The 25,748-nt window shown below is 42.7% G+C and carries 22 protein-coding genes; 9 read left to right on the top strand and 13 right to left on the bottom strand.

Annotation, left to right across the window (positions count from 1 at the left end):
* Positions 1–99: 99 nt before the first annotated feature.
* A complete protein-coding gene (locus AK823_RS09935; protein WP_068328732.1) occupies positions 100–855 on the top strand; it encodes a siderophore-interacting protein in 756 nt (251 codons plus the stop codon).
* 127 nt (positions 856–982) lie between these two features.
* Here AK823_RS09935 and AK823_RS09930 read toward each other — a convergent pair whose 3' ends face one another.
* The 4 genes from AK823_RS09930 to AK823_RS09915 all read right to left on the bottom strand — a co-directional run bounded on the left by AK823_RS09930 (position 983) and on the right by AK823_RS09915 (position 5,352).
* Entirely contained in the window at positions 983–1,756 is a 774-nt protein-coding gene (locus AK823_RS09930) for an ATP-binding cassette domain-containing protein (protein ID WP_068328729.1), read from the bottom strand.
* A 165-nt stretch (positions 1,757–1,921) separates the two neighbouring features.
* Positions 1,922–3,016: an iron chelate uptake ABC transporter family permease subunit gene (locus AK823_RS09925; protein WP_082785696.1), complete on the bottom strand. Its 1,095-nt coding sequence runs from the start codon at positions 3,014–3,016 to the stop codon at positions 1,922–1,924.
* Between the two features lie 121 nt (positions 3,017–3,137).
* On the bottom strand, positions 3,138–4,238 hold the full coding sequence (locus AK823_RS09920; protein WP_149031858.1) for an iron chelate uptake ABC transporter family permease subunit: 1,101 nt from the start codon (positions 4,236–4,238) through the stop codon (positions 3,138–3,140).
* A gap of 58 nt (positions 4,239–4,296) precedes the next feature.
* Complete coding sequence (locus AK823_RS09915) at positions 4,297–5,352, bottom strand: siderophore ABC transporter substrate-binding protein (protein ID WP_068328726.1); 1,056 nt, start codon at positions 5,350–5,352, stop codon at positions 4,297–4,299.
* Positions 5,353–5,957: 605 nt separating this feature from the next.
* Here AK823_RS09915 and AK823_RS09910 point away from each other — a divergent pair.
* From AK823_RS09910 to AK823_RS09900, 3 genes are all read left to right on the top strand, one after another.
* Positions 5,958–6,905, top strand: a complete 948-nt coding sequence (locus AK823_RS09910) for a TonB family protein (protein WP_228138845.1) — start codon at positions 5,958–5,960, stop codon at positions 6,903–6,905.
* 119 nt (positions 6,906–7,024) lie between these two features.
* Complete coding sequence (locus AK823_RS09905; RefSeq protein WP_068328721.1) at positions 7,025–7,711, top strand: MotA/TolQ/ExbB proton channel family protein; 687 nt, start codon at positions 7,025–7,027, stop codon at positions 7,709–7,711.
* Between the two features lie 103 nt (positions 7,712–7,814).
* Positions 7,815–8,216: a biopolymer transporter ExbD gene (locus tag AK823_RS09900; protein ID WP_068036934.1), complete on the top strand. Its 402-nt coding sequence runs from the start codon at positions 7,815–7,817 to the stop codon at positions 8,214–8,216.
* A 354-nt stretch (positions 8,217–8,570) separates the two neighbouring features.
* Here AK823_RS09900 and AK823_RS09895 read toward each other — a convergent pair whose 3' ends face one another.
* Positions 8,571–9,110, bottom strand: a complete 540-nt coding sequence (locus AK823_RS09895; protein ID WP_068328718.1) for a DUF2799 domain-containing protein — start codon at positions 9,108–9,110, stop codon at positions 8,571–8,573.
* Positions 9,111–9,467: 357 nt separating this feature from the next.
* Here AK823_RS09895 and AK823_RS09890 point away from each other — a divergent pair, with 357 nt between their 5' ends.
* Both AK823_RS09890 and topA read left to right on the top strand, forming a co-directional pair.
* Positions 9,468–10,070 carry a hypothetical protein gene (locus tag AK823_RS09890; RefSeq protein ID WP_068036929.1) on the top strand — a complete coding sequence of 201 codons (603 nt, stop codon included), beginning with the start codon at positions 9,468–9,470 and terminating at the stop codon, positions 10,068–10,070.
* 271 nt (positions 10,071–10,341) lie between these two features.
* Positions 10,342–12,996, top strand: coding sequence for a type I DNA topoisomerase (gene topA, locus AK823_RS09885; protein WP_068328715.1), 2,655 nt, complete (start codon positions 10,342–10,344; stop codon positions 12,994–12,996).
* Positions 12,997–13,098: 102 nt separating this feature from the next.
* On the opposite strand, the gene AK823_RS09880 is transcribed toward topA, so the two are convergent.
* Entirely contained in the window at positions 13,099–13,656 is a 558-nt protein-coding gene (locus tag AK823_RS09880) for a superoxide dismutase family protein (protein ID WP_068036923.1), read from the bottom strand.
* A 354-nt stretch (positions 13,657–14,010) separates the two neighbouring features.
* A complete protein-coding gene (gene lon / locus AK823_RS09875; RefSeq protein ID WP_228138844.1) occupies positions 14,011–16,563 on the bottom strand; it encodes an endopeptidase La in 2,553 nt (850 codons plus the stop codon).
* Positions 16,564–16,867: 304 nt separating this feature from the next.
* Between lon and AK823_RS09870 the strand changes: the two genes are divergently transcribed.
* Positions 16,868–18,229 (top strand): Na+/H+ antiporter family protein, encoded by a 1,362-nt coding sequence (locus AK823_RS09870; RefSeq protein ID WP_068328712.1) that lies wholly within the window; start codon positions 16,868–16,870, stop codon positions 18,227–18,229.
* Between the two features lie 10 nt (positions 18,230–18,239).
* On the opposite strand, the gene AK823_RS09865 is transcribed toward AK823_RS09870, so the two are convergent.
* Positions 18,240–18,695, bottom strand: a complete 456-nt coding sequence (locus tag AK823_RS09865; RefSeq protein WP_068328709.1) for a hypothetical protein — start codon at positions 18,693–18,695, stop codon at positions 18,240–18,242.
* The gene (locus tag AK823_RS09860) at positions 18,676–19,593 is read right to left on the bottom strand and encodes a 5-formyltetrahydrofolate cyclo-ligase (protein ID WP_228138843.1); all 918 of its coding nucleotides are present in this window, start codon (positions 19,591–19,593) and stop codon (positions 18,676–18,678) included. Before AK823_RS09860 ends, AK823_RS09865 begins: the two co-directional genes overlap by 20 nt.
* Positions 19,594–19,788: 195 nt before the next feature.
* Here AK823_RS09860 and fumC point away from each other — a divergent pair, with 195 nt between their 5' ends.
* Positions 19,789–21,192 carry a class II fumarate hydratase gene (gene fumC, locus AK823_RS09855; RefSeq protein WP_068328706.1) on the top strand — a complete coding sequence of 468 codons (1,404 nt, stop codon included), beginning with the start codon at positions 19,789–19,791 and terminating at the stop codon, positions 21,190–21,192.
* A gap of 355 nt (positions 21,193–21,547) precedes the next feature.
* Complete coding sequence (locus tag AK823_RS09850; RefSeq protein ID WP_068328703.1) at positions 21,548–21,985, top strand: hypothetical protein; 438 nt, start codon at positions 21,548–21,550, stop codon at positions 21,983–21,985.
* Between the two features lie 327 nt (positions 21,986–22,312).
* Here AK823_RS09850 and AK823_RS09845 read toward each other — a convergent pair whose 3' ends face one another.
* The 4 genes from AK823_RS09845 to AK823_RS09830 form a co-directional block, all read right to left on the bottom strand.
* On the bottom strand, positions 22,313–22,741 hold the full coding sequence (locus AK823_RS09845) for an Hsp20/alpha crystallin family protein (protein WP_068036903.1): 429 nt from the start codon (positions 22,739–22,741) through the stop codon (positions 22,313–22,315).
* Positions 22,742–22,813: 72 nt separating this feature from the next.
* Positions 22,814–23,671: a DMT family transporter gene (locus AK823_RS09840; RefSeq protein WP_203226558.1), complete on the bottom strand. Its 858-nt coding sequence runs from the start codon at positions 23,669–23,671 to the stop codon at positions 22,814–22,816.
* Positions 23,672–23,801: 130 nt separating this feature from the next.
* A complete protein-coding gene (locus AK823_RS09835) occupies positions 23,802–24,611 on the bottom strand; it encodes a MipA/OmpV family protein (RefSeq protein WP_068328694.1) in 810 nt (269 codons plus the stop codon).
* A gap of 114 nt (positions 24,612–24,725) precedes the next feature.
* Positions 24,726–25,727, bottom strand: a complete 1,002-nt coding sequence (locus AK823_RS09830) for a rhomboid family intramembrane serine protease (protein ID WP_068328691.1) — start codon at positions 25,725–25,727, stop codon at positions 24,726–24,728.
* Positions 25,728–25,748 lie beyond the last annotated feature (21 nt).

Raw genomic sequence — 25,748 nt, 5'->3', positions numbered from 1 at the left:
GTGAAGGTGCATAACATAATGCTAGTGTAAAATAGCTAGCACTTCAAACCGATCTTATCTAAAAGAAAAATATAACTTTATAAATAAAAGGATCTAAAAATGTCCAAACCTAGCCCAAGAATTTTAGAAGTGAAACGTATCACTGATATCACACCCAATATGCGACGTATTACGCTGGGAGGGGAAGGAATGAGAGACTTCCCAGTAGATCAAGAAAGCGCCTATATCAAATTGATATTTCCTCAGGGTGAGGAGCAAAAACCAATCATGCGCACTTATACTATTATCCAGCAGCGTGCTGATGAGATGGATATCGATTTTGTATTACACGGTCTTAACCATAAAGGTGCTGAAGGACCAGCATCGCACTGGGCCAAAACGACTCAAGTCGGTGACACTATTTTGATTGGCGGTCCGGGTGCAAAGAAATACATCAATCATGAGGCGAATTGGTTTTTGTTAGCAGGCGATATGACTGCTTTGCCAGCCATCACGGTTAATTTGGCACAACTGCCAGAGGATGCAGTCGGCTACGCGGTCATAGAAGTGTTGAGTGAGGACGATATCCAATCTCTAAAAAAACCAAAAAATATCGAGATTAAATGGGTTGTGAATGCAATAGCAAGTGACAGCCACTACCCAATACTTGAGCGTATTAAAACGCTTGACTGGTTAGACGGGACACCTGCAGTGTGGGTGGCATGTGAGTTTAATAGTATGCGAGCGCTACGACGGTATTTTAAAGAAAAAGAAGTGACTAAGAGCCATCTCTATATCTCAAGTTATTGGAAGCTTGATAGCAGTGAAGATGAGCATAAAATTGTGAAGCGGGAAGATGCTGCGTTAGGGCTATAAGTCGCAAACACAAACAGCGATACCATATATCCAATACCAAATGAAACCGATACGCTATGTGAGATTTCCAGTCTTGCATATCGTTCATATATTGAACCAACTATATAGGAGTTATGGCGAAGCGTCACTATAACAACGTATCAACAATCACTGGTCGATCTTGGTGATTTAATACCGTCACATCAACATTATATAAATCTTTCATCGTCTCTTGGGTGATGACATCAGCTGGTCGGCCAACTGCCATTACTTTACCTGCTTTCATGGTGACCACCGTATCGGCAAATTGCGCTGCTTGATTGATATCATGCAGCACAATCACCACGGTTTTTTGCTGGCTATGACTCAACTCGCGCAGCTCACGCATCAAGCGACTAGCGTGGTACATATCCAGATTATTTAGGGGCTCATCAAGCAATAAATACGGCGTATCTTGGCAGACAATCATCGCAATCAGCACGCGTTGCCGTTGACCACCGGACAATGTTGACAAGAAGCGCTCGGCTAATGGCTCCAGCTCAAAACGCTCGATAATACCCTGCACTTTTTGCTCATCGTTTGCGGTTGGTTGCCCTTGATGATAGGGATAGCGCCCAAACATCAGCAGCTCATGCACACGCAGTCGCCCTTGTACTTGATTGTCTTGTCCAAGCATCGCCACTGTCTTAGACAACGTTCGCGCATGACAGCTGACAATATCACGTTCCTCATTATCTACAGTAAAACTTACCTGTCCTGACTGTAGTGGTTGCAAGCGTGCCATCACTGAAAATAAGGTCGATTTACCTGCGCCATTGGGGCCAATTAAAGCAATCACTTGTGAGGGTGGTAAAGACAAGGTAATGTCATGCAGGATTTGTTGTTTGCCAATATGGTGGGAGATATTATCTAGTTTAATCATACAGTTGGTCCGATTTAAAAACGCTATAACGCTACTGGAATAAGTTTTTCTCGCTTGCTGCGCCGATGCAGACAGAGGCTGCAAAAAATTTATTCCAGTAGCATCTGCATTTATATACCTTGTCGTTAAAATTTTTTTGATCCGTGCAGTCTTACTGAGCCATAATTAACGGCGCTGAGTCATAAAAATCAAAATTAAAAATACTAAGCCACCAGCCAATTCAATCACCACTGACAGTACCCCTGCCATGCCCAATACTTGCTCAAACACTGTCTGACCGAGTACCAAGCAAATCATCGCCACCAAGCTAACCATTATCAGGCGTTCGCTATGATACATATGACGCGCGATGCGATTGGTTAACGCACAGACTAGTAAGCCAAAGAAAGTCACTGGACCGACCAATGCGGTTGCCGTGGCGACCAATACTGCGATGACCGTTAACAGCCCAAAGGCTAAGTGTTGATAATTAATGCCAAGGTTAATGGCTTGCGATTTGCCAAGCATCAATACATCGCATTGATAACGCCAGCGCCAAATAAACACAGCGCTAATGGTACAAATAAAGAGGCTGATACCTAGTAGCTGTGGATTGACTGTATTAAATTGCGCGTAACTGGCAGATTGTACGACGACAAAATCATCAGGATTAATCAATCGTGCAATCAGTGCCGATAAGCTACGAAACAACACGCCAAAGATGACACCCACCAGTATCAGCCGCGTCAAATCCTGACTGCTTTTTGAGAATAGCACTTGAAACAACAGTAGGGACGCGCCAAACATCAGGACAATTTCAAGCGTAAACTTGGCAATAGGATTGATGCTGGTAAAGCTCATCGCGCCCAAAAAGAATACCAATAAGCTCTGCAGCAAGACATATAGCGAGTCAAAACCCAGAAGTGATGGCGTTAGAATAGGGTTGTGCGTTAGGGTTTGAAACAGTAAGGTCGATACGCCAATCGCATAGCCTACCACCATAAGTGCCAGTAGTTTTTTGCCCCGTAACGGCAGGGCAAAATCCCAATAACCGTTGACATTGAGCGTCAAAAACAGCGTCATTGAGATCAATAAGATAATGGCGGCAATTGATTTTGGATGGTTGGCGATAAATGCCCAAAGTTGCGTTAGATGACTTTGTGCAGAAGTGTTTGCATGGCTGTCGTTTTCAAAACTGCCATTTTCTAGAACACTCTTTGCTGCCGAGCCAGACTTTGTAGAACTGTCATTTATAAGACGATGCTTAGACGGTGAAAACATACATAAATCCTACTATGCTACCTTTAATAGTAACAACGCCAAGCTTATCTAAGCAGACAACAGGACGAATAAATTAAGAAAAGAGTTAATAACAATTAGGGAGCTGTCTTATTGATATATATTATTGCTCAGCAGGCGCGCGTAATAACAGCCATAAAAATAGTACGGTGCCGACCACACCAAAGACAGTAGCGACTGGCACTTCAAACGGGTAGCGAATAGAGCGCCCGATGATATCGCAGAGCAGTACTGCTGAAGCACCTAGTAGGGCGACAGCTGGCAAGCTACGGCGTAATTTGTCACCCATCAATCGGCTGACGATATTGGGTACGACCAAGCCAATAAAGGGAATCATACCAACCGTTACCACAACGACAGCGCTCATCATTGCCACCATACCGACGCCAAGCCACGTGACTTGGCGTTTACTAATCCCTAAGTTCAACGCGATGTTATCGCCCAGCCCGACGATGGTTAGCTTGTCGGCGATGATATAAGCCAGCACGCACAGTGCGCCCGTCAGCCACAACAGCTCGTAACGACCGGCTAATACAGCAGAGAAGTCACCAAACTGCCAAACGCTAAGCATCTGTAACGATTCAGTTTGATAAGCGATAAAGGTTGTCACCGCTTCAATAATGCCGCCAAATACAATGCCAATCAGCGGAATCATCAAAAAGTCTGTTGGCGGAATACGGTGAATGAGCAGCATAAATAGCATCATGCCAAACATTGCAGTAATGGTCGCAACGCCCATTTTTACAATGAGCGCACTGGCTGGAAATAGTAAGCTAACTATTAATAAACCCAGTGCCGCGCTTTGAGTTGCCCCAACCATTGATGGCTCGACAAAGCGGTTTTTTAGCACCACTTGAATAATCATCCCTGCAACCGCCATGGCGATACCAGTCAAAATGATGGCAATGGTACGCGGTATGCGGCTGACCAATAGCAGTGAGCTGTCTGAGTTGGCGCTATGATTAATAATGCTGTGCAAGATACCTGACCACGAAAAATCTGCCACCCCAATCGATAAACTTAACAACACCAAAAGCCCCATGATAATGAGGCTACCCGTGTTGATTAACCACGGTGGTATGGCGGCACGTTGATGTTTAGGACTCAGGCCACTACTGGTCTTTTTTTGCCAACTTGATGGTGCAGCTGGCAAAGCAGGATTGTCTTTGACACTGGCATGAGCGCGAGATGAAAATAACGACATAACGTCTACTGGCTTATTAATGGGTAATTAAGAAATATGGCTCGTATCGTTATCAGGTCTATTTCGCGCTAGCAAAAGCATCTTTAATGGTAGTCAAGTCTTGCATCCATTGATAGTAACCACCGAATGCTAGGTAAGAATCTGGGCTAAGGTAGACCACTTGATTTTTACTCCAAGCATTGGTTTGCGCGACCAGTGGATTGTTCAATACCGCTTTGGCACCAGCGCCGTCTTCGCCAATTGCCGCACTACGATCGACGACGAATAACCAGTCTGGATTGGTTTTTTGTAGATACTCAAAAGATACGGGTTGACCGTGACGCGCGTCGGCGATTTGGTCATCGGCCATCGGGATATCTAATACTGTATGAATAAAGCCATAGCGTGATTTATCACCGTAGGCGGACAGTTTGTTACCATTTACCATCACCACTAAGCCTTTACCTTTGTCTTTGGTTAATACTTTGGTCTCGTCGATGAGCCCATCGATATTGCCTTGCAGTTTTGCTGCCTGATCACTTTTACCAAACAATGCACCCAAATCATGCAGACGTTGCTTGCTCGACTCATAAATATTTGCCGTATCAATGGTCATATCAAGCGTTGGCGCAATGCTTGAAAGCGCATCGTATTTTTCTGCCATCCGTGAGCCGACCAAAATAGCTTGTGGCTGCATGGCATTTAACGCTTCAAGGTCTGGCTCAAATACCGTACCGACTGATTTTGGCTCAGGCTGAGTTTTTGAGTGTAAATTGTCTAAATGTAGCCTACTTGGCATGCCATCGACCGCCACATCCAGCGCTGCCAAATCTTGCATCAAGGTCATATCATAGACTACCAATGGTGATGGATTTATCGCTAGACTTACAGGGCCTTTGACCGTACCCACTTCAATGGTAGCCACTGAAACAGCATCGTTGTTAGCGACATTCGAGGCGGCATCAGCAGTGTTATTCTCCACCTTAGTATCATTTACTTCAGAATCGCTAGAGTCAGGTGACGAACAAGCTGTCAAGCCAATGCTGGCAACTAGTGCTGTCATCATGACAGTCAATAGTGGACGTTTAAAAGAAGAGGCAGTAGAACGGCTAGAGCAGAAGGTGTTAGTAGGCATAAATAACTCGGTATATTACGGGTTTGTGCAGTCTTTTAGTAAAGTAACTGCAAATATAAGAAAGTAAAAAGAGCTTGTTTAGCGTTGTTGTGCACGCTAATACAGTGCTCGCTGATTTGTCTAATTCAATTTATTATTTTTTATTAACTGGTTTTTAAAGTTTATAGTTTTAGCAGGACGGAATGGAATAGTAAATTAGAGGTTATGATAAAGTAATTGAGACTCATTATCAATATAAATGATAATGGTTGTTATTAACTATCAAGGATAATTCATAAATATTGCCTTTTAGTGCTATTGTTCGATAGCCGTAATTTGTTGGATGAATAGAGTTTCGGGTAGGAAAATTTAACTAGAATAAAGCTTTTCTTTAGTTAAATAGCCGTACAATAGTGGTTGTAAAGGATTTGACAATGAGAGAAATAATCTAAATTTGTTATTGATAATAGTTATCGTTTGCATTATTATCTACGCCATTGTAATCCTATCAACGCGATTGTACGTCGATTAAATATAAATATTAGGCTGTTATGAGTTCAACGGATTTAGACGCGCCACCACTTAGATCGATAATCATAGCTGTTGTTATAGTTGTGGGACTACACGTGCTTACGGCAGTGGCTTTGGTAGCAATAAAAACGCCTGAACCGAAAGTTGAGCTGTCTAAAGAAAAACCACCTATCGAGATTGAGTTTGTATCATTACCTGCCCAAAATGCCATTGCTGAGGTAGAAGCGAAAGAGCAAGCAGCTAAACAAGAGCCTGAACCTCAGCCAAAAGCACAATCTCAACCAACGGAAAAAACTAAACCTGAACAAGAACCAGTATCCAAAGCTAAACCAGTATCCAAAGCTAAACCAGTACCCAAAGCTAAGGTAGATACGCCATCAAAACCAATAGAGCCAGTGGTGAGAGATGAAAAACCTGATATAGCACCTATCGTAAAAGTAGAAGAAAAAAATCCCGATATTATTAAAAAAGAGACTCCTAAAAAAGAAGCTCCGAAAGAAAAACTCCAACAGCCGTTACCAGAGCCTATAATCGATACATCAACTGCTAATGAGCAGCGTAAAATAGTGGCAGCACAAGCGGAAAAAGCAGCTCAAGAAGCTCATGCGAATGCGGTTGCAGAAGCCAAAAGAATAGCAGACGCTAAAGCTGCCCGTGATGCACAAGCAGCCGCAGCAAAAGCGGCGAAAGAAGCGGCTGAGGCTGCAGCACGAGTAAGCGCTAAGGCAAAAGCCGCAGCAAATAATACACCAGTGAATTTCACTGCTAGCAATGCAAATTGGGCATCCGCACCGAACTTTAGCTTTCCTGAGCGTGCTTCACGTAGAGCCCTTTCTGGTGATACCTTTAATGTCGTATTGATATTGAGAGTAAATAAACAGGGCGGTATCGATAGTGTGCGAGTTGCTCAATCCTCGGGCAATTCAATAGTAGACAAAGAAGCGCAGCGTCAAGTACGCTCTGGAAAATTCAAACCTTTTACTAAGAATGGTGAACCAGTGGTAGGAAATGTGACATTACCTATTAGTTACGCTGTACCTTAGTTAATTGATTTTAATCTTACTTGTTCTTAAAAAATATTTATTTATAATTTTCATGATAAGGCGAGGCATAATATGCGTAGCAGCATTATGTGATTGCATAAAAAACTAAGGAATCTGACATGGACTTTACGACCTACTGGCAATATAGCGATATGGTGACCAGAACCTTGTTCTTTCTGCTATTCGCTTTATCTATTATCTCTTGGGTAACGGGTATTATTCGTGTACTACAAAGTCGCAAACTGGCCGCCAATGTCGCTGATGAATTGAGTCAGCAGATTGCTGCTAAACAGTCTGATTTGATAGATTCTGATGCAGCCACTCATCGTTTGGTCATCGAGCAGACGCTACTTAAGCATATAGGTCGCTACCGCTTTGCCAGTGAGCGCGGATTGCCAATCCTCGGCACGACTGCCGCGATTGCGCCCTTTATTGGACTGTTTGGGACGGTGTGGGGGATTTTTCATGCGCTGCATAACATCGGCACGAGCGGGCAGGCGGGATTGGGACAAGTAGCAGGGCCGGTTGGTGAAGCGCTTATCATGACAGGGCTTGGTATTGCGGTCGCTATTCCAGCGGTAGTGTTTTACAACCTTGCGGTGCGTATCAATCGCCGTGTAATGTATCACGCCAACGATAGAGCGCATGACTTACTGGCACAATCTACCAGATTAGCCACACAACAGCCGTCAATAGATAATAAATCTACCACTACGCAAACACAGCTAGTGCAGGGTCATAACGCAGATACAAATGAAGCTCAGCAAGCAAAGCCTTATCGTAGCTCAGCACCATCACAACCTTAATGAGTGTTCATTGATAGCGTTGTAAGCAAAAAAGAACGATAGCTAGAGATAATCGACAACGTTTTAAATGTATGGCGAATAATTAAAAATATTGAGAAGAACTATGGCATTTCAACTGGGTGATGATGATAGTCAAAGTATGAGTGAGATGAACCTCATTCCACTCATCGATATCATGCTGGTATTGATGATTATATTTTTATTAACAGCGACGGTGTTAAATCCGACGGTGCCGTTAGACTTGCCAAAGACTAGTGCTGAGCTAAATGAAACACCGCCAGAAGCCATTCAGATCAGTATTGATAAAGACGCAGGAATATTTTGGGATAGTGATCCAATCAGTATGGAAGAGCTAGAAACGCGACTGCAACAGCAAAGCGCAGCTGGTAAAGATCCTTCTGTGCAACTGCGTGCTGATAAAGAAGGCAAGTATGATACCGTGGCGCAAGTATTGGCTGCTGCTAGTGAAGCTGGACTCAGCAAGATAGCCTTTGTTAACGAGTAATATTATTGGCTCAATGCCATAACTTTTATAACAGTCTTATAGCAGCAAGCTGACTAAAAAAACCAGCAAACTTATCAATAAAAAAATCAGCAAGACAATAAGAAGAACAATTAAAATAATAAACTTTTCCTCCGGCCTCGCTTGGGCAACCTTGCGAGGTTTCCTTTATTTTATAGTTAATCTTAAATGAAAAGAGTACAAACATTATAACGTGTCACTGGTATAAATTTTACTTGCTTGCTGTGTCTACGCTGACAGAGGCTGCGCAAAATTTATCCCAGTAACACTGTATTTATTTTATATCGTTTCTTAGCTTTAATAAAACTTAACATCAGCTGTTGCCAACCACAGCCTTTACCAACCATAGCCAAATGGACGATAGCCATAACCAAAGCGGCCAGGTCCATAGCCAAATGGGTAAGGCGAACGTAGATAGTCAAGATCACGCTGGCGGATATAATAGTAACGTCCTTGAGAGTAGGCTTCCTCTAACTTTTCAATGCCTTCAAGCGGACAGACTGGTTGCCAGTCATAACCTTCACGGCCAAGCTTATAAGCATTGAGCTCGGTACAGTAGTTTTTGAGGCCTTGCTGGCGTCCTTGCTCCCATTGGATACGATTGGGCATTGCACCGCCGACGCTTGCGCATTGATTGGTATATTGACCAAAATAAGCACCCGAGCGCCCACGGATACCGTCTGCATAGCCGACTTCTTGCCAATTGCTGCTCTGACATTGCTGCGGCGTGAGACTTTTCGTCGTTGCACAACCTGATAAGCTCAGTAGTGTCACGCCTATCAGCGATATAGCAATGCCCGATTTATTCACGAGTTTATTGGTCAATTTGCTAGTGAAATTAGCGCTCGATGAGTTTGGCTTGATAAGATAATTCATAATAAACCTGCGCGCGTTTAAAATTATGGTTTATCATAGCATTTTTTCTGCCAGCGACTTTTCATATCTTGTTATTAGATTTAATTATTATCAATTGCTAAGTTACTGATATGGAAGTATTTGTCTCGGGTTTATCTATATAGAGTAAGCGTTGGTGCTTGAATTTTGAACACAAGGTCGCGATATTAGTCTGCACATGGTATTTTGCAATCGTATCGTTATCAGGCAACATGGTCGCCATTTAGTATATTGCTAATGCAGAATAACGATAGCGTATTCAATAGTTAAAAATAATCAACAAGTAATGCTTACACCGTTATTAGGTGTTTGTTAATTAAACGATAAGGCAAGATGGTCATGGGGTTATGGATTGGAATTGTCATTGTACTATTTGTATTAGGGAGTATGATGGCGCTCAAACCCAGCGGTATCGACCAGCGTTTGGACAAGCTACGTATGACTGCGCGTCGTCTGCAGCTCAACCCAAAGCTTGTTACCTGTCCTGACTGGATCAAGGGCAAAGATAATGAATATGGTCGAGGGATGATGGGTCAGTATTGTTTAGTGCTAGAAGATACGCAACTGCCACATGCACGCTATCAAGTGATTGACGGGCAATGGCGACCAGATAGTAGCTTTATCGATATGACTACAGATAGCACTAAGCTTACTATTCCAAGTGCCATTCGTACTAATAACAGCAACACTAATAATGGCAGTGCTATCAAAAAAACCAATTTTAGCTTGGATAAAGTGCCACTGGATTTACCCGTGAGTATTGAGCCGTTTGTGAAAGGTTTATTAACCAAGGCCAATAGCATTATTATTTATTGGGAAGACATCGCTTATGTGCGTCCATCAACCAATCCTGCTTATCAGCAAAAATTGATTGAGGCAGACTTGCTAGCGCTTAAAGAAAATCTTGAAAAATGGTCGCTTGAAATGCAGAAAAAACTTTAGAGCTAGTAAAGTATTTTTTAATCACCATTAATAGGCAATATGCAAGCACTTTTGGCAGACTCGCAGTCATTTACAGTTGACAGTTTCACTCCTAGCAGTGTAACGTCTTTATAACTATATTTTTGTTTTATCGTTATTGTTTGTTAGATAACCGTTTTTGTTGGCAGCTTTTATTACCACAAATCGCTGAGCTATTATGATTAGCTAACAAAATTGCCATGCTGCTGAATCTAACCTTACTTTTAATCTACTTATTACGGTGTCGTCACATATGGCAAAAACTACAACTAAAAAAAGTCCGGCTTCTGCTTCTGACAAACCGAAAGGCAAGTCATTAGTCATTGTCGAATCACCAGCCAAGGCTAAAACAATTAATAAATACCTTGGCGATGACTTTATCGTACGCTCAAGTATTGGTCATGTCCGTGATTTGCCGGTAGGTGCAAGTAAAAGCGCTAAGAAAGCGACAAGCACTAAAAAAGATGAAACTCTGAGCAAAGAAGAAAAAGCACAGCAAGCGCTGGTACGGCGTATGGGCGTAGACCCAGAGCACGACTGGGCTGCAGTCTACGAAGTACTGCCAAACAAGACCAAAGTTATCAAAGAGCTAAAGGCTTTAGCGAAAGACGCTGACAAAATCTATCTCGCAACGGATATGGATAGAGAAGGGGAGGCAATCGCTTGGCATCTCAAAGAAGTCATCGGTGGTGCAGATAGCAAGTATGAGCGCGTGGTCTTTAACGAGATTACCAAATCTGCCATTCAAAATGCCTTTAAGCAGCCGTCAAAACTCGATATCGATCGCGTCAATGCACAACAGGCGCGGCGCTTTTTGGATCGGGTCGTTGGTTTTATGGTATCGCCATTACTGTGGCAAAAGGTTGCTCGCGGTCTGTCTGCAGGTCGTGTACAGTCGGTTGCCATGCGCTTAGTGGTCGAACGTGAGCATGAGATTCGCGCTTTTATTCCAGAGGAATATTGGCAGATTCATGCTGATACGCACATTGCCACTAGCAAAAAAGACGCTGAAGAGATTGGTATTCGCCTAGAAGCAACCAAGCAAGGCGGCAAAACGCTAAAGCTTGTCAATAAAGAGCAGACTGATAAAGTATTAGAAGTGCTTAATTCAAGCGACTTTATCGTTAAAGAGCGCGAAGAGAAGCCAACGCAATCGCGTCCAAGTGCGCCGTTTATCACCTCGACATTGCAGCAAGCGGCAAGTACACGTTTAGGGTTCTCTGTCAAAAAGACTATGATTTTGGCACAGCGCTTATACGAAGCTGGTCATATCACTTATATGCGTACCGACTCGACTTTCTTATCTGGTGATGCGCTCGCTGCTGTGCGTGGCTATATTGAAGACAGCTATGGCGCAAAGTATGTGCCAGAAAAGCCAAATTTCTATGGTAATAAGCAAGGCGCACAGGAAGCGCATGAGGCCATTCGTCCTTCTAACGTCAATATGAAGTCCACTCAGCTGAAAGGCGTTGAGCGTGATGCAATACGTCTATACGAGCTAATTTGGCGTCAGTTTGTCGCCTGTCAGATGCTGCCAGCAAAATATCTGTCTGTAAATCTATTTGTTGGTGCAGATGACGTTGAGCTAAAAGCTCGTGGTCGTACCATGGTTTTTGATGGCTATACTAAAGTGATGCCACCAGCCAAGACTGACGATACCTTGTTACCTGATGTCAAAAAAGGCGATAAGCTTATCCTTGATAAGCTTGATCCAAGTCAGCATTTTACCAAGCCAGCTCCACGCTTTACTGAAGCAAGCTTAGTTAAAGAGCTTGAGAAAAAAGGTATCGGTCGTCCATCGACTTATGCATCAATCATCTCAACTATTCAAGATCGTGGTTATGTAAAGCTTGAGAATAAGCGTTTATTTGCCGAAAAAATGGGTGACATCGTAACTGATAGACTGACAGCCAGCTTCCCAGACTTGATGGATTATACTTTTACCGCTGCCCTAGAAGACAAACTCGATCACGTTGCAGAAGGTGAACAAGACTGGAAAGATGTGCTAGATAATTTCTACGGTGACTTTAAGCTTAAGCTTGAACATGCTAAAGATAAAGACGGCATGCGTCCTAATGATCCGACCGATGTGCCGGACGTACACTGTGATATTTGTGATCGTCCAATGCAACTTCGTACCGGCTCAACAGGTGTATTCTTAGGTTGTACTGGCTATAACTTGCCACCTAAAGAGCGCTGTAAAGGCACGAAGAACTTAATGCCAGTCGAAGCTTTTGCCAACCTTGACGACGCTGAAGGTGACGACGACGCTGCTGAAGTCAAAGATTTGATGGAGAAGAAGCGTTGTCCGAAATGCGGTACAGCCATGAACGGTTATATCGTCGATGGTGGTCTCAAACTACACATCTGCGGTAACAACCCTGATTGTGATGGTTATATCCTAGAAGAAGGTAAGTTTGAAGTGCCGGGCTCAGATGCACCAACCATTGACTGTAATAAGTGTGATGGGCAAATGGAGCTAAAGACCGGACGTTTTGGCCCTTACTTTGCTTGTCAAAAATGTGACAACACTCGTAAAGTGCTAAAAACTGGCGAAGCAGCACCGCCGCGTATGGATCCTATTCATCTGCCTGAGCTAAAATCGACCAAGCATGAGGATTATTTTATCCTGCGTGAAGGGGCAGCTGGGATGTTCTTAGCGGCGTCTAAGTTCCCGAAAGTACGTGAGACACGTGCGCCAAAGCTTGCTGAGCTACGAGAAATCAAAGATAAGATGGAAGATAAGTTCCAATATCTGTTTGAAGGCCCAGATGAAGATCCTGATGGCAATCCAACTATCCTACGCTGGTCACGTAAGAAAAAAGAGCAGTATATCGGCTCTGAGAAAAACGGCAAAGCCACGCGTTGGGGTGTGTACTGGCGTAAAGGCGAGTGGGTAGAAGAGTAAACCTCTTTTACCTTGGTCATAAATAGTTTTAAGCTACAAAAAAACCTCTTAGCATTCTAAGAGGTTTTTTTATGCTGGTAATAATATTTAACCTAAACGTTATTAGTTCTTTTCAATGATACCGCAAGCGATACGGTCACCAGCATTACCTGCTGGTTGGCTAGTATAGTCATCAACACCGCCATGAACGATAAAGGCTAAACGGTTAACGCTGTATTTGCCTGTTTGAGCTGCAGAAATTTGCTTATTTACATAGTTAATAGTAGCAACACCATCAGCATTGGCGGTTAGATTAGGTAGATCACCTGCATGGCCTTTCATGTCATCTGGGTTAGAGTGTGGAAAGTTATCAGGGTTGAAGTGACCACCTGCTGCTTTACCCATATCAGCACAACTACCAGTCTCATGAATATGTAGTGACACAGTTTTGCCCGGTGTCATATTCATAAGCTTACCATAAACTTGTACGCCGCCATCAACAGGACGCAAGAATACTTGACCGACTTCTTTGTTATTACTATCCACCGTTTTAATCGTTGATTTTAGAGCAGGTTGGCTAAATGGATTCCCCGTTTTTAGCTGATCTTGTACCGTTTGGCAACCAGTCATTGCTAACGCTGAACCACATAATAGAACACTTGCAAGCATCGTCTTTTTCATTGGTTTCTCCATTTTATTTAGTTATCTAACTATTGTAATTATGATTAAGTCTACAATTTATGTAGACCTTCTCTATGCTACTTAGAGACATCACAGTTAGTATAGACAAACACTCGTCATAGTTATTCACCATAAGCGCAACAATCAGTTAATAAATGTAAATAGCGTATGGGTTTGAAAAGTAGATATATTAAGTAGTAAAAATTCAGACTATAGGTTGCAATCATTGGTGTAATGTATAAACACAATGAGTAAAAGGGAAACTTGAATAGGTTTTCAAAAATATTGAACATAAAAAAAGACCGTAATATCAATTACGGTCTTTTTGCATCTATTAACTATTAATAATTTAGATTAATTGTGCAGCGCTTTGCTTGAGGTTTTATCAACCGTCACTTTAGCTGGTTTAAGTGGCGTTGGCATACTGACCAAAGCAACTTTTAATATCTCATCAATCGTTGCCACTGGCTGAATGGTTAAGCCTTCTTTGACGTTATCAGGGATATCGGCCAAGTCGCGCTCATTACTTGCTGGAATCAACACATGCTTGATGCCACCACGATGCGCGGCTAGTAGCTTCTCTTTGAGGCCACCAATACGCAAGATTTTACCGCGCAGCGTAATCTCACCTGTCATCGCAATATCTGGACGAATAGCGATGCCAGTCAAGGCAGATACTAGGGCTGTTGTCAGTGCACCACCTGCAGATGGACCATCTTTTGGTGTCGCACCCTCTGGCATATGCACATGAATATCAGTCGTTTTGACCGTTTCGTAGTCAATACCTAAGCTATCACCACGAGCACGTACTACGCTCATCGCTGCGCGAATAGACTCTTTCATCACATCACCTAATGAGCCAGTAAAGCTAAGCTCACCTTTACCTTTCATGGCGACTGCTTCGATAGTGAGTAACTCACCACCGACTTGTGTCCATGCAAGGCCAGTGATACGACCAATCTCAGGCTCTTCTTCTGCTAGACCATAATCATACTGATGGACGCCTAAGTAGTCATCGATATTTTTGTCATCGACCACGACCAGCTCACGCTCGTCTTTTTTCGGAGCACGTGCGCCATGACTTTCAACTGAACCGCGCACGACTTTACGGCAGATTTTATTCACTTCACGCTCAAGGTTACGCACACCTGCTTCACGTGTGTAGCTACGTACGATGCTGTGCAATGCCGCTTCTACGATTTCAATCTCGCCTTCTTTAAGCCCATTTTGCTTGATGGCTTTTGGTACGAGATATTTTTTCGCGATATTGACCTTTTCTTCTTCGGTATAACCCGGTAGACGGATGACTTCCATCCGGTCAAGAAGGGCAGGCGGGATATCCATGCTGTTAGCCGTACAGATGAACATCACTTGTGATAAGTCTAAGTCCATATCTAAATAATGGTCGTTGAACTTGTCATTCTGCGACGGATCTAATACTTCTAATAGCGCTGATGCTGGATCGCCACGGAAGTCTTGCGCCATTTTATCGACTTCATCTAGCAAGAATAGTGGGTTTTTAACCTCTACTTTGGCTAAAGACTGGACGATCTTACCCGGCATCGCACCGATATAAGTACGGCGATGACCACGGATTTCGGCTTCATCACGGACGCCACCAAGTGCCATACGGACGAACTTACGACCGGTTGCACGTGCAATCGACTCACCCAATGAGGTTTTACCAACACCAGGAGGACCGACGAGACAAAGAATCGGACCACGAAGTTTTTTCACTCGCGATTGGACTGCGAGGTATTCTAAGATGCGATCTTTAACATCTTGCAAGCCATAGTGGTCTTCATCGAGAGTGGTCTTAGCTTTCTCTAAATTGATAGAAACTTTAGTCGTCGCATTCCACGGCGTATCCAAAATCCACTCAATATAGTTACGTACGACTGATGATTCACTCGATGCAGGTGGCATCATTTTAAGCTTTTTAAACTCTTGCTCTGCTTTTTTGCGCACATCATCTGGCAAATCAGCATCTTCTAAGCGTTTTTCAAGCTCAGCGACATCGTCGTCACCATCAAACGCACCGTCATTCATGTCAGACAGCTCATTTTTGATGGCTTTCATTTTTTCATTTAAGAAATACTCGCGCTGATTATCTTCCATCTGTTGACGGACGGCATCTTGAATATCTTGTTCGATATTCTGCTCGGCACTTTGCTTGACCAAATATTCAGTCAAGGTGTTGATGTGGGTTTTGATATCGTCATTCTCTAAAAACGATTGCTTGATATCAAGATCCATCGAGACTCGAGTTGAGATGAAATATACCAACTCAAGCAAGTCATCAATGCGTTTCGCCACACGAGTAAGCTCACGGGCATTACGTAGACGTGCATCAGCATAGCTTTCAAACAAGCTGGTCAAAGCTTGAATGGTGTTTTTCTGCTGACTGTCATCCATTTGCATGTCGAGGTCAGCACGCTCAAAGCTTGCCATCAAGACGTTATCATGGTCCTGAATCGTATCGACACGCGCACGATATTGACCTTCGATAAGGACTTTGATGCAATCCTCATCGCTGTCATGCGGCATGGTGCTGACGATACGGCAAACCGTACCATATTGGTACAAGTTGTCATGATCGATGTCCTCGGTCAGCGAGTCTTTTTGTGCAACGACCAATACTTTATTACCATATTCGGCTTGTGCAAGCTCAACCGCTTGAACGGATGGCGCACGACCGACGAATAGGGCGATTTGCATGTGCGGATAGACCACCACGTCTCTGAGCGCCAGTAGCGGCAGATAATTGTCTGAATGATCATCCTTCTTGGCATCTTCTATAGATGCAGACGAGTTTTCAAGATCGTTATTGTCTTGTTCAACATTATCTTGTGCAAGGGTGTCTTGAGCAAGATCGTCTTTTTCGATGTTATGTTCGTTATTACTCATATAATCTTTCCTCGTTCACCAGACTTGTAAAGTCAAGTTCGTGGTTCATGTTTAGATAAATGGTGTCCCCATAAAAAATTGCAAGGCCTTACTACTCAACAGGGTAAAGAATAATGCTTGTTTATTTTTAGTCTGACTAATATCTGCTCCATTCTGAGCGTAGGCTTTATAGGAAAAATAAGGTAAACTGACGCGCGTCTGAAACCGTGCTTTTTGAACCAAAGCATTCTAGACATCAGGGCAGTATTCATAGGTTTTAAGATATTAGCGGGTCTTAATTAAGCGAAAGCAAAAGGGGCAACACATGACCATCAACGCGGTACTACTGGCAGTCGTTATTATGCTAGGGCTGTCACTTTCGCGAGTGCACGTGGTGCTCAGTTTATTAATAGGTGCACTGGCGGGCGGGCTGATAGCGGGTCTCGGTATCACCGATACCTTAGAGGCCTTTCAAGAAGGTATTCGCAATGGGGCCCAAATCGCCCTGTCTTACGCGCTACTTGGTGCTTTTGCGGTGGCGATTGCGCACTCAGGGTTGCCGCAATCATTGGCAGGGGCGGTGATCAAGCGTATTGATGCGGGTGGTACTGGTGGCATGATTAAGTATATGCTGTTTGCAGGCTTAATCACTATGAGTTGTTTTAGTCAAAACCTAATCCCCATTCATATCGCATTTATTCCACTGCTTGTGCCGCCATTGTTGCTCGCCTTTAACCGCATGCAGATTGATAGACGCTTAATCGCTTGTCTTTTGACCTTTGGTTTGGTCACTACCTACATGTTTATACCATATGGCTTTGGTGATATTTATCTCAATCAAATCATGCTAAAAAACGTCGGTGAAGCGGGTATTGATATCGCTAATATTTCTGTGGTTAAGGCCATGGCGATTCCGGCACTCGGTATGTTGGTTGGTTTACTGACAGCGGTATTTATCAGCTATCGTAAGCCGCGCCAATATAAGCAAGTAGCGATAGATAAAGAAGCTCATGATGCAGTTGTTGAAGGTGATTCTTTAAGCAAAACCGCAGCTGGTGCGCAGTCTCAAAGTAAGCTAAAAACGCTTGTCGCCCTAGCTGCAATTGTCACCGCTTTTGTTGTGCAGCTCTATACGGACTCGTTATTGCTTGGCTCGATGTTTGGCTTTGGAGTCTTTATGGCAACGGGCGTAGTGAAATGGCGTGAAGCTGATACCGTATTTAACGACGGTATCAAATTGATGGCGATGATTGGCTTTATTATGATTACCGCGCAGGGTTTTGCAGAAGTCATGAAAGCGACGGGTGAAATTGCACCGCTCATCGATGGCGCGACCAACTTGTTTGCAGGTAATAAAGCCATTGCTGCTTTGGTCATGCTTGGAATTGGTTTAGTAGTAACGATGGGTATCGGCTCGTCATTCTCGACTATTCCGATTATTGCCGCGATTTATGTGCCGCTATGTATCTCTCTAGGATTTTCGCCATTGGCAACGGTTGCTATTATTGGTACGGCTGGCGCGCTTGGTGATGCAGGTTCTCCTGCGTCAGATTCAACATTGGGGCCAACCTCTGGTCTAAATATCGACGGTCAACATGACCATATCAAGGACAGCGTGGTGCCGACCTTCTTACATTATAATATTCCATTATTGGTATTTGGTTGGATTGCGGCGATGGTGTTGTAGGTTATAAAACTCACGCTCTACTAAAAAATCGCCTTAAAACAAACAAACATGCTTGCCAAAAACACAGCAATAAAAATAGTAAAGAGGACAGAAACGTCCAAAAAATCATCCCACCTAATGACGGCGGTGCATGCATCGCCATCATACCGAAATAAAGTAAAAACAAGACGCTAGTTATCAGCATAGCGAACAACTTCCAGCGCCTATCCATATATACATCCATAGTCACCAGTAAGCTTAAGTGAAACAGCATTGCCATTACTAATATAACGACTAACTCTATAGGGTAAGAATACGGCTCAGGGACATCAAGAACATGTAGTGCATAAGGGTTCGGTTCAAAACCTAAAGCAATAATAATACCGACAAACAGGACCCACAAGATAGCAAAAACTACCCTTAGTGGTTTTGAGCGAAAGTAGCTCATTGTTGTCTTTGCAAATCTTTTATGGGTCTTTATTGTCATCTTCAAAATCCCCAATCTCACCACTTAAACCAGCCAAAAAAGCATCACTGTCAGCCAGCAACTCATTTAAGCGTTTCTCATTAATCACCCTTGCCAACTCATCAGAGTTAAAGGATTGTTCTTGACTGTAGTACAGCATTTCCCTAGCGTTATCATTCCCTAATGCTTGCAAATACGTATCAACACTATCAGCGCTAGATGCTTTGTCGTTGGACATTTTGATCTGATTTCGTTTAAACCACCTTAAGCCACTTGGCGTTATCAAGCCATCTAATGGCACATCCCATGGTTGACGTTCAAGATGTTCTACCACCTGAAAATCATAGCACCAGCCAATTTTTAACGGTTTTTTTAACCCTGCCTGATAGCTTCTTCCAAGCGTCGTATCATAAAAGCCACCACCCATGCCCATACGATTACCGCTTTTATCAACCGCTACTAACGGACAGATAATTACATCTAATTCTCGCGCCCAAAGTAGTCGACGATGATGGTTTTGTTTCATACCTAAGCTGTGAATACGTGTCGGTATGTTTAACAGTTTCGATTGATAGATAGGCACAAAGCGCAGGTGTTTATCAACATTTCCCTTATTATCACGACCGAGCGAACCAACCACTGGTAAATAAGGTAAATAGCCTAAGCGTTGACACCAATCCAATAGTGGCTGAGTGGGCAGCTCGCCAAAGCCATCATAATATAAGCCAATACGCGCACGCGGAGCCAAGCGCTGCTGTAACTTACGTAAATGCAAGCTTGCCATGCGCGCATATTGTCTGCGCTCGCCATCTGTTAACTGGCGACGCTGGCGGGTAAATTGTCGTCTAGGTGGATTGCTCACTTTAGATTCATTAGAGTTAGAGTCATAAGGCTTGGAGTTCTTTAGCTCAGGATGCATAGATATACTATCCTATAATGTATTAAGTTGATGATGGCTGGTGCTTTTAGGCGGTATCAATACCTATTTGTGAATATTCAACACGGCCTAGTCATGCTATCATAACGCCACTTTACATCGTATTTTCCTTTATGTGCAGCGTGTGTTGCACTTTTTTCGAAGCAGCTATACAACAAACCATCAAAGAGGGTAGTTATGTCGACACAGAATCAGGCAACTCGTACCGAAAAAGATACCATGGGCAACGTGGAAGTCCCAGCTGACGCTTATTGGGGTGCGCAAACTCAGCGTAGCCGTGAGAACTTTAAAATTGGTGGCGAGACTTTGCCACGTCCGATGATTGAAGCGATGGCATTAGTCAAAAAAGCCGCTGCCATTACCAATGCTAGCCTTGAGCGTATCGAAGGTGATAAGCGCGACTTAATCGTGCAAGCTGCTGACGAAATCATCAACGGCGGTCTAACGGATCAGTTCCCATTGGTTGTATGGCAGACTGGTTCTGGTACGCAGTCAAACATGAACATGAACGAAGTATTGGCCAACCGTGCCAACGAAATCGCTGGTTCTGAGCGTGGCAGCTACGCGCCAATTCATCCAAATGACCATGTCAACCATGCACAGTCTACCAATGACAGCTTCCCAACGGCGATTCGTGTGGCTGCTGCTCGTCAAATCAACAGCTTGCTTATCCCAGCGGTAAAAGCACTACGCGATACGCTAGATGCCAAAGCTAAAGAATTCGATAGCATCGTAAAAATCGGTCGTACTCACTTACAAGACGCCACGCCTTTGACCTTAGGTCAAGAGTTCAGCGGCTATGTCAGTCAACTTGATCATTCATTGACGCGTATTGATCAAGCATTAGAAGGTTTATATGAGTTGCCACTAGGCGGTACGGCGGTTGGTACAGGTCTAAACGCTCACCCTGATTATGCAGTAAAATCAGCTGAGCAATTATCAACATTGACTGGTCTACCGTTTGTGACTTCACCGAATAAATTTGAAGCACTAGCGGCTCGTGATGCCGAAGTCTTTGCTTCAGGCGCGTTAAAAACATTGGCAGGTAGCTTAAATAAAATCGCTAACGACGTACGTTGGTTGGCATCAGGGCCTCGTTGTGGTCTAGGCGAATTGACCATTCCAGAGAACGAGCCAGGCTCTTCTATCATGCCAGGTAAAGTCAACCCAACCCAATCAGAAGCAATGACCATGGTTGTCGCGCAAGTGATGGGTAACGATGTCACTATCAGTATGGCAGGCGCGTCAGGTAACTTTGAGCTTAACGTTTATAAGCCAGTGATTGCCTTTAACTTATTGCAATCCATCCAACTATTGGGTGACGCTTGCAACAGCTTCAACGATAATTGTGCCGTTGGCATTGAGCCTGTCAAAGATAAAATCGATGACTTCTTGCACAACTCGTTAATGCTAGTCACCGCATTGAACCGTCATGTCGGTTACGAGAACGCGGCGAAGATTGCCAAGACCGCTTACAAAGAAAATAAAACGTTGAAGCAAGTTGCGGTTGAATTAGAGCTACTAACTGAAGCTCAGTTCGATGAGTGGGTGACGCCAGCTGATATGGTGCATCCTTCTTAAGTCATAGACCAAATAGTGACCTGCTAGGGTGTCAGACTCGCTTAATGTACGACAGGTACAATTTGCGCTCATCTTCCTTGTAGCAGTGTCATATTTGTTCCACTGAGAAGTAAGTTATTTGAAAAGACCTTGCCATGTATTGTGGCAAGGTCTTTTTTTGGTTTTAAGAGTTACTGTTACTTGTAGCGTGGATACAATTGCAAAGTTTTTAGCTGTAAGAACAATAAGAGATTAATAACTCGCTATTTAAAAACAAAATTCACGTTTTTTTCGCAAATTATGATTGGTCTTTTAGGTATATTTAAAATTAGCAAATAGGGTAGGTGCTATTTTAAACATATATTAAGGATAACCAATGTGTTCTAAAAATGCTAACTCAACACCACAATTATTAATAAAAATAGCTCCATATTTATGGCTCATATCTTTATGTTTACCAGCTCTACATTATGATAATGAAATATACTTTGGCTATGAAACTCTAGTTTTAGGTATTATATTTGGCTGGCTTGGTTTAATATTTCAAGCTTATAGCAACATTACATTCTTGTTTTCTATTTATATGATTAATCGTCAAAAAAATCCAATTAAGTTAGCAGCTTTTACTTTTATACTCGGGTTCTCATCTTTATTTATCACACAAATTGTGGCAACAGGTGATAAAGGAGTTTATGACTCTGATATTGAGTTAAAGCTATGGGGCGCTGGAATCTGGATTTGCTCATATCTAGCATTACTACTAGGCACGGTTTGGAACTACATTATTGATCGGGGTATAATTGAAAAAAGTTAATAACATAATATCTATAATATAAGCTAAATATAGGGTGTCACCTCGCGCACCATTATTAAAAGCTATCTCTACAATCGGTGCGTGGAACGCACCCTACAAGCTCTAGAAATATATTAGATAGATTTCATTGGCGATAGTATAATCTATCAATTTGATAAGAGGTAAGTCGGTTTGCTATGTCTAGTCTCTAATCTCTGCTAAGGTTTAATGAAACTATCCAATTTACTTCTTTAGCCTATAATAGTTCCGCAAAATAAAAAAAGGCGTATGAATCGCTCATACGCCTTTAACAACTTACTCAAGTTTTCACTAAAGCTTGACTAAAATTTATTTAATCTCAAGCTTTTTACGATCTGAGCCGGTCTCTTTTGGCAGTACCAACTGCAATACGCCATTTTCATATGACGCTTCTGCCTCATCGACTTTTACCTTATCTGGCAACCGGAAGCTACGTGAGACCGAGCCAAAGTAACGCTCACTGCGTAGTACGTTATTGCCTTCTTTTTGCTCGTCTTTTTGTTCGATTTCTGCGCTAATAGAGACAATATCTCCAGTAATGGATAAATCAATGTCTTCTTTAGCGACGCCAGGAATCTCAGCATTGACGTAAAACTTATTGTCTTTTTCGTTGACATCAATCTTGATTTGGTTGGCGCTAGGCAGTGCATCACCATGCAATGGACGCATCAAAAAGCTCGGTGCCATATCATCAAAGAAGTTGTCAAAGATAGAGTTGCGTGTGATTAGTTTACTCATAACAGTCTCCTTATATTTGATTGTTCACTGTGTATTTAACCTACTGTATATATGAAGCTGGTCTATAGAATTTCAAGATCTTTTTTTCTTACCATAGATATTTACTGAATTACCAGCGACTATTAGCAGCATACCAAGTATCAAAGCCACGCTAAAGTGCTCAGCATATAAGAGTACGCCAATGAGTGAGATGAGCGGCAATCTAAACATATCCATAGTGACCACGAATGTAACCTCTGCATGTTGCATGGCTTTGGTCATACAATAATGTGCCGATAGTGCCGTTACACCTATGATTACGAGCCATAGCCACTGAATACCTACTGGCGTTGTCCATCCTTCTATAAATAAAAGCAATCCTAAAGGCGCTTGTATCAAACACATCATAAAAATGATGGTGATTGGGCTTTCAGTATTAGATAACGATTTTGTAGCCACATGGGAAAAGGCATAACAAATGGCTGCACCTAAAACTATTAATGACGCATAGTGAGCGACATCTAAGCTAGGTTGAACGATGACTATTACCCCAAGAATGCCTAGTAATACGGCAATAACTTTTTTTACAGTTATAGACTCTTTTAGGAAGAGATACGAGATGATTATCGTCCAAAAAGGTACGGTGAATTCGATAGCAAAAACGGTCGCTAATGGCAGTAGTCCTATACCTAAGAACCATCCATATTGCCCCGTGAAATGAAATAAGTTTCTCACTAAGTGTAATTTAATACGCTTGGGGAATAAAAAGTTGCTCTTTTTTGATGAAAAATTTGATAAAAATATTATTGGCAATAATACTAGCAAGCCTACGATACTTCGGAAGAATAAAATCTGAAAAACACCAATTTGACTATTCAGCTCACGAGCACCAATGGCTATTAAACAAAATGAGGTGAGTGCTCCAATCATCCAAAGGGTAGTGTGGAACATAATGGTGCAATCCTATATATAAAATCAAATCTGGAATTTATATGATAGGCTAGTGTCTCATATCAACGAATTAACACAATAAAAAAGCCAAGCAAAATGCTCGGCTTTTTCTATCACATTTTCAAGAACTCTAAAACTTATAAAGCAAACCAAGCGTTGTCGTTGCATCAGTACGCGAGTCAACCATTGGACTATCGTATTGCTCGTTAGGCAAGTAGCTTAAGCTTTGATTAAAAAATCCTGCCCAGTTTTCACTGAAGTCATAGTTGGCACTAACATTGACGTACGGATTCAAGCTCGAATTAGAGGTATAAGCTTCAACACCCGTTTTTGCCGACTCTTCATCACTTACACCATAATAGTATTCATTATAGTCAGCATCATAATATTCAAAGCCAACACTCGGATAGACCGTTAGCTTGCCTTTAGTAACTTTTGCCAGATACGTCAAGCGAGCAGTATTCCCACCACTACGATCTAGAATGTCAGTGGCAAATTGCCCACGGAAGCCGCCAATAGGGGTGCGGCGTAGATAAGTTAAACCGGCAACGGCTGAGGTTTTACGCTCGTCCAGACCTTGAAGCGCACCATTCGCATCTTCAGGATCAAATTCTGAACCTGATAATTGAGCGTAAGCAGACAGCTGATTGGTGCCGTCATTGTGAAGGTAAACACCAGCTTGAGCACCGCGCGCATAGACTCTATTATTGTCATAGAACACGCCCGGCAATACCCGAATCTCGGTGTTATCTTCCAAATCATAGGCTGAGTTGACCGCCATGACATTGACGCCAACGCTTAATTCAGCGTCTTGGTCAGTAGGTAGGTTGTTAAAAAGTGCTGCACTGGATAAGCTAGCCACGCTAAATAGTGCAGTAGCCGTTAAAGTACTAAGCAAGGCGCGCTTAGAGTTATTAGAGAGCGCTGCAAGTTTGAACATAATTGAATCTCATAAGTGAGTGGTAATAATTGGGTAGAAAAAAGTGAGTAGGGAAAAATAAACGAATATGCTGTTTTCATGAGCTATTTAGCAATGATAAATAAGTATGACAGTTTACTCAATGGTTTTTAATACTTGTAAGATTTGTTGATGAATATCTTGCCACCACCAGACGAAGCCAATGCTTATCAACAACATCATAATCCATGGTAGTAGCTGCCAAATAAAAGCAGGTTTCGCAGGCGTTTTTTGTTCGGTAACATCGGCATGAGCGGCGTTAATGTTCCTGTCTGAATTTGCATAAGTGCCATTATCAGAATAAGTATCACTATTGAATCCGCTATTAAGACCGACATTAAAATCATTGTTATTAACGTCAGTATCGCTACTCGTTGGATGATCGATATAGCTGGTCTGATAGTCATTTGGGTAATCAGTTTGATAACGGTTCTGATAAATAGGAATGTTAGGTACGTTTTGTAGAGCAATCGCCATACGCTGACGGTAAGCGATAGCAAAAGCCAGTGCAATTACTAAGCCAGTAATAGCGCCGCCGATATGTCCTGCATTATCAATGCCCGGTACCGCAAAGCCATATACAAGGTTGATACCCATAATAAATATCAGGCTTCTTAAATTGAGCACCATGCCATTAACAGATATTTTAAACAGCGCGGCTATTAAAAGTGCGCCACCGATACCCATGATACCACCAGATGCGCCAGCCGATAGTCCTGGTTGTCCAGTACCATCTAAAATACCTTGCCACGTCACATGATTGTTAAGTAAGTTACCACCGATTGCCGCCAATAAAAACAATGCCAAAAATTTAGCTGAGCCAAACATCGGCTCCGCAATTTGCCCAAAAAAGTACATGGCAAAGCCATTAAACAATAAATGCATCAAGCCAATGTGCAAAAACGCACTGCTGACCAGTCGCCATGGATCATCAGTCATGGTTAAGGGCAGGGCATTAGCGCCCCAATTGAGCAGGGCTTCAGTCGAGGGATTATTGGCATCGACGCCTGTCAGCACTTGCATGATAAATAGTCCAATAAAGCTGACTAAGAGTAGAGTGGTGACGGGCGCTGTTTTTAGAAGTTGTTTAATGGTCATAAAAGCTAAATATCAGTGAAA

The organism is Psychrobacter sp. P2G3 (assembly GCF_001593285.1).
GTDB lineage: Bacteria > Pseudomonadota > Gammaproteobacteria > Pseudomonadales > Moraxellaceae > Psychrobacter.
The sequence above is the reverse complement of the archived record's forward strand: the minus strand, read 5'-3'. Positions and strand labels throughout refer to the sequence as shown.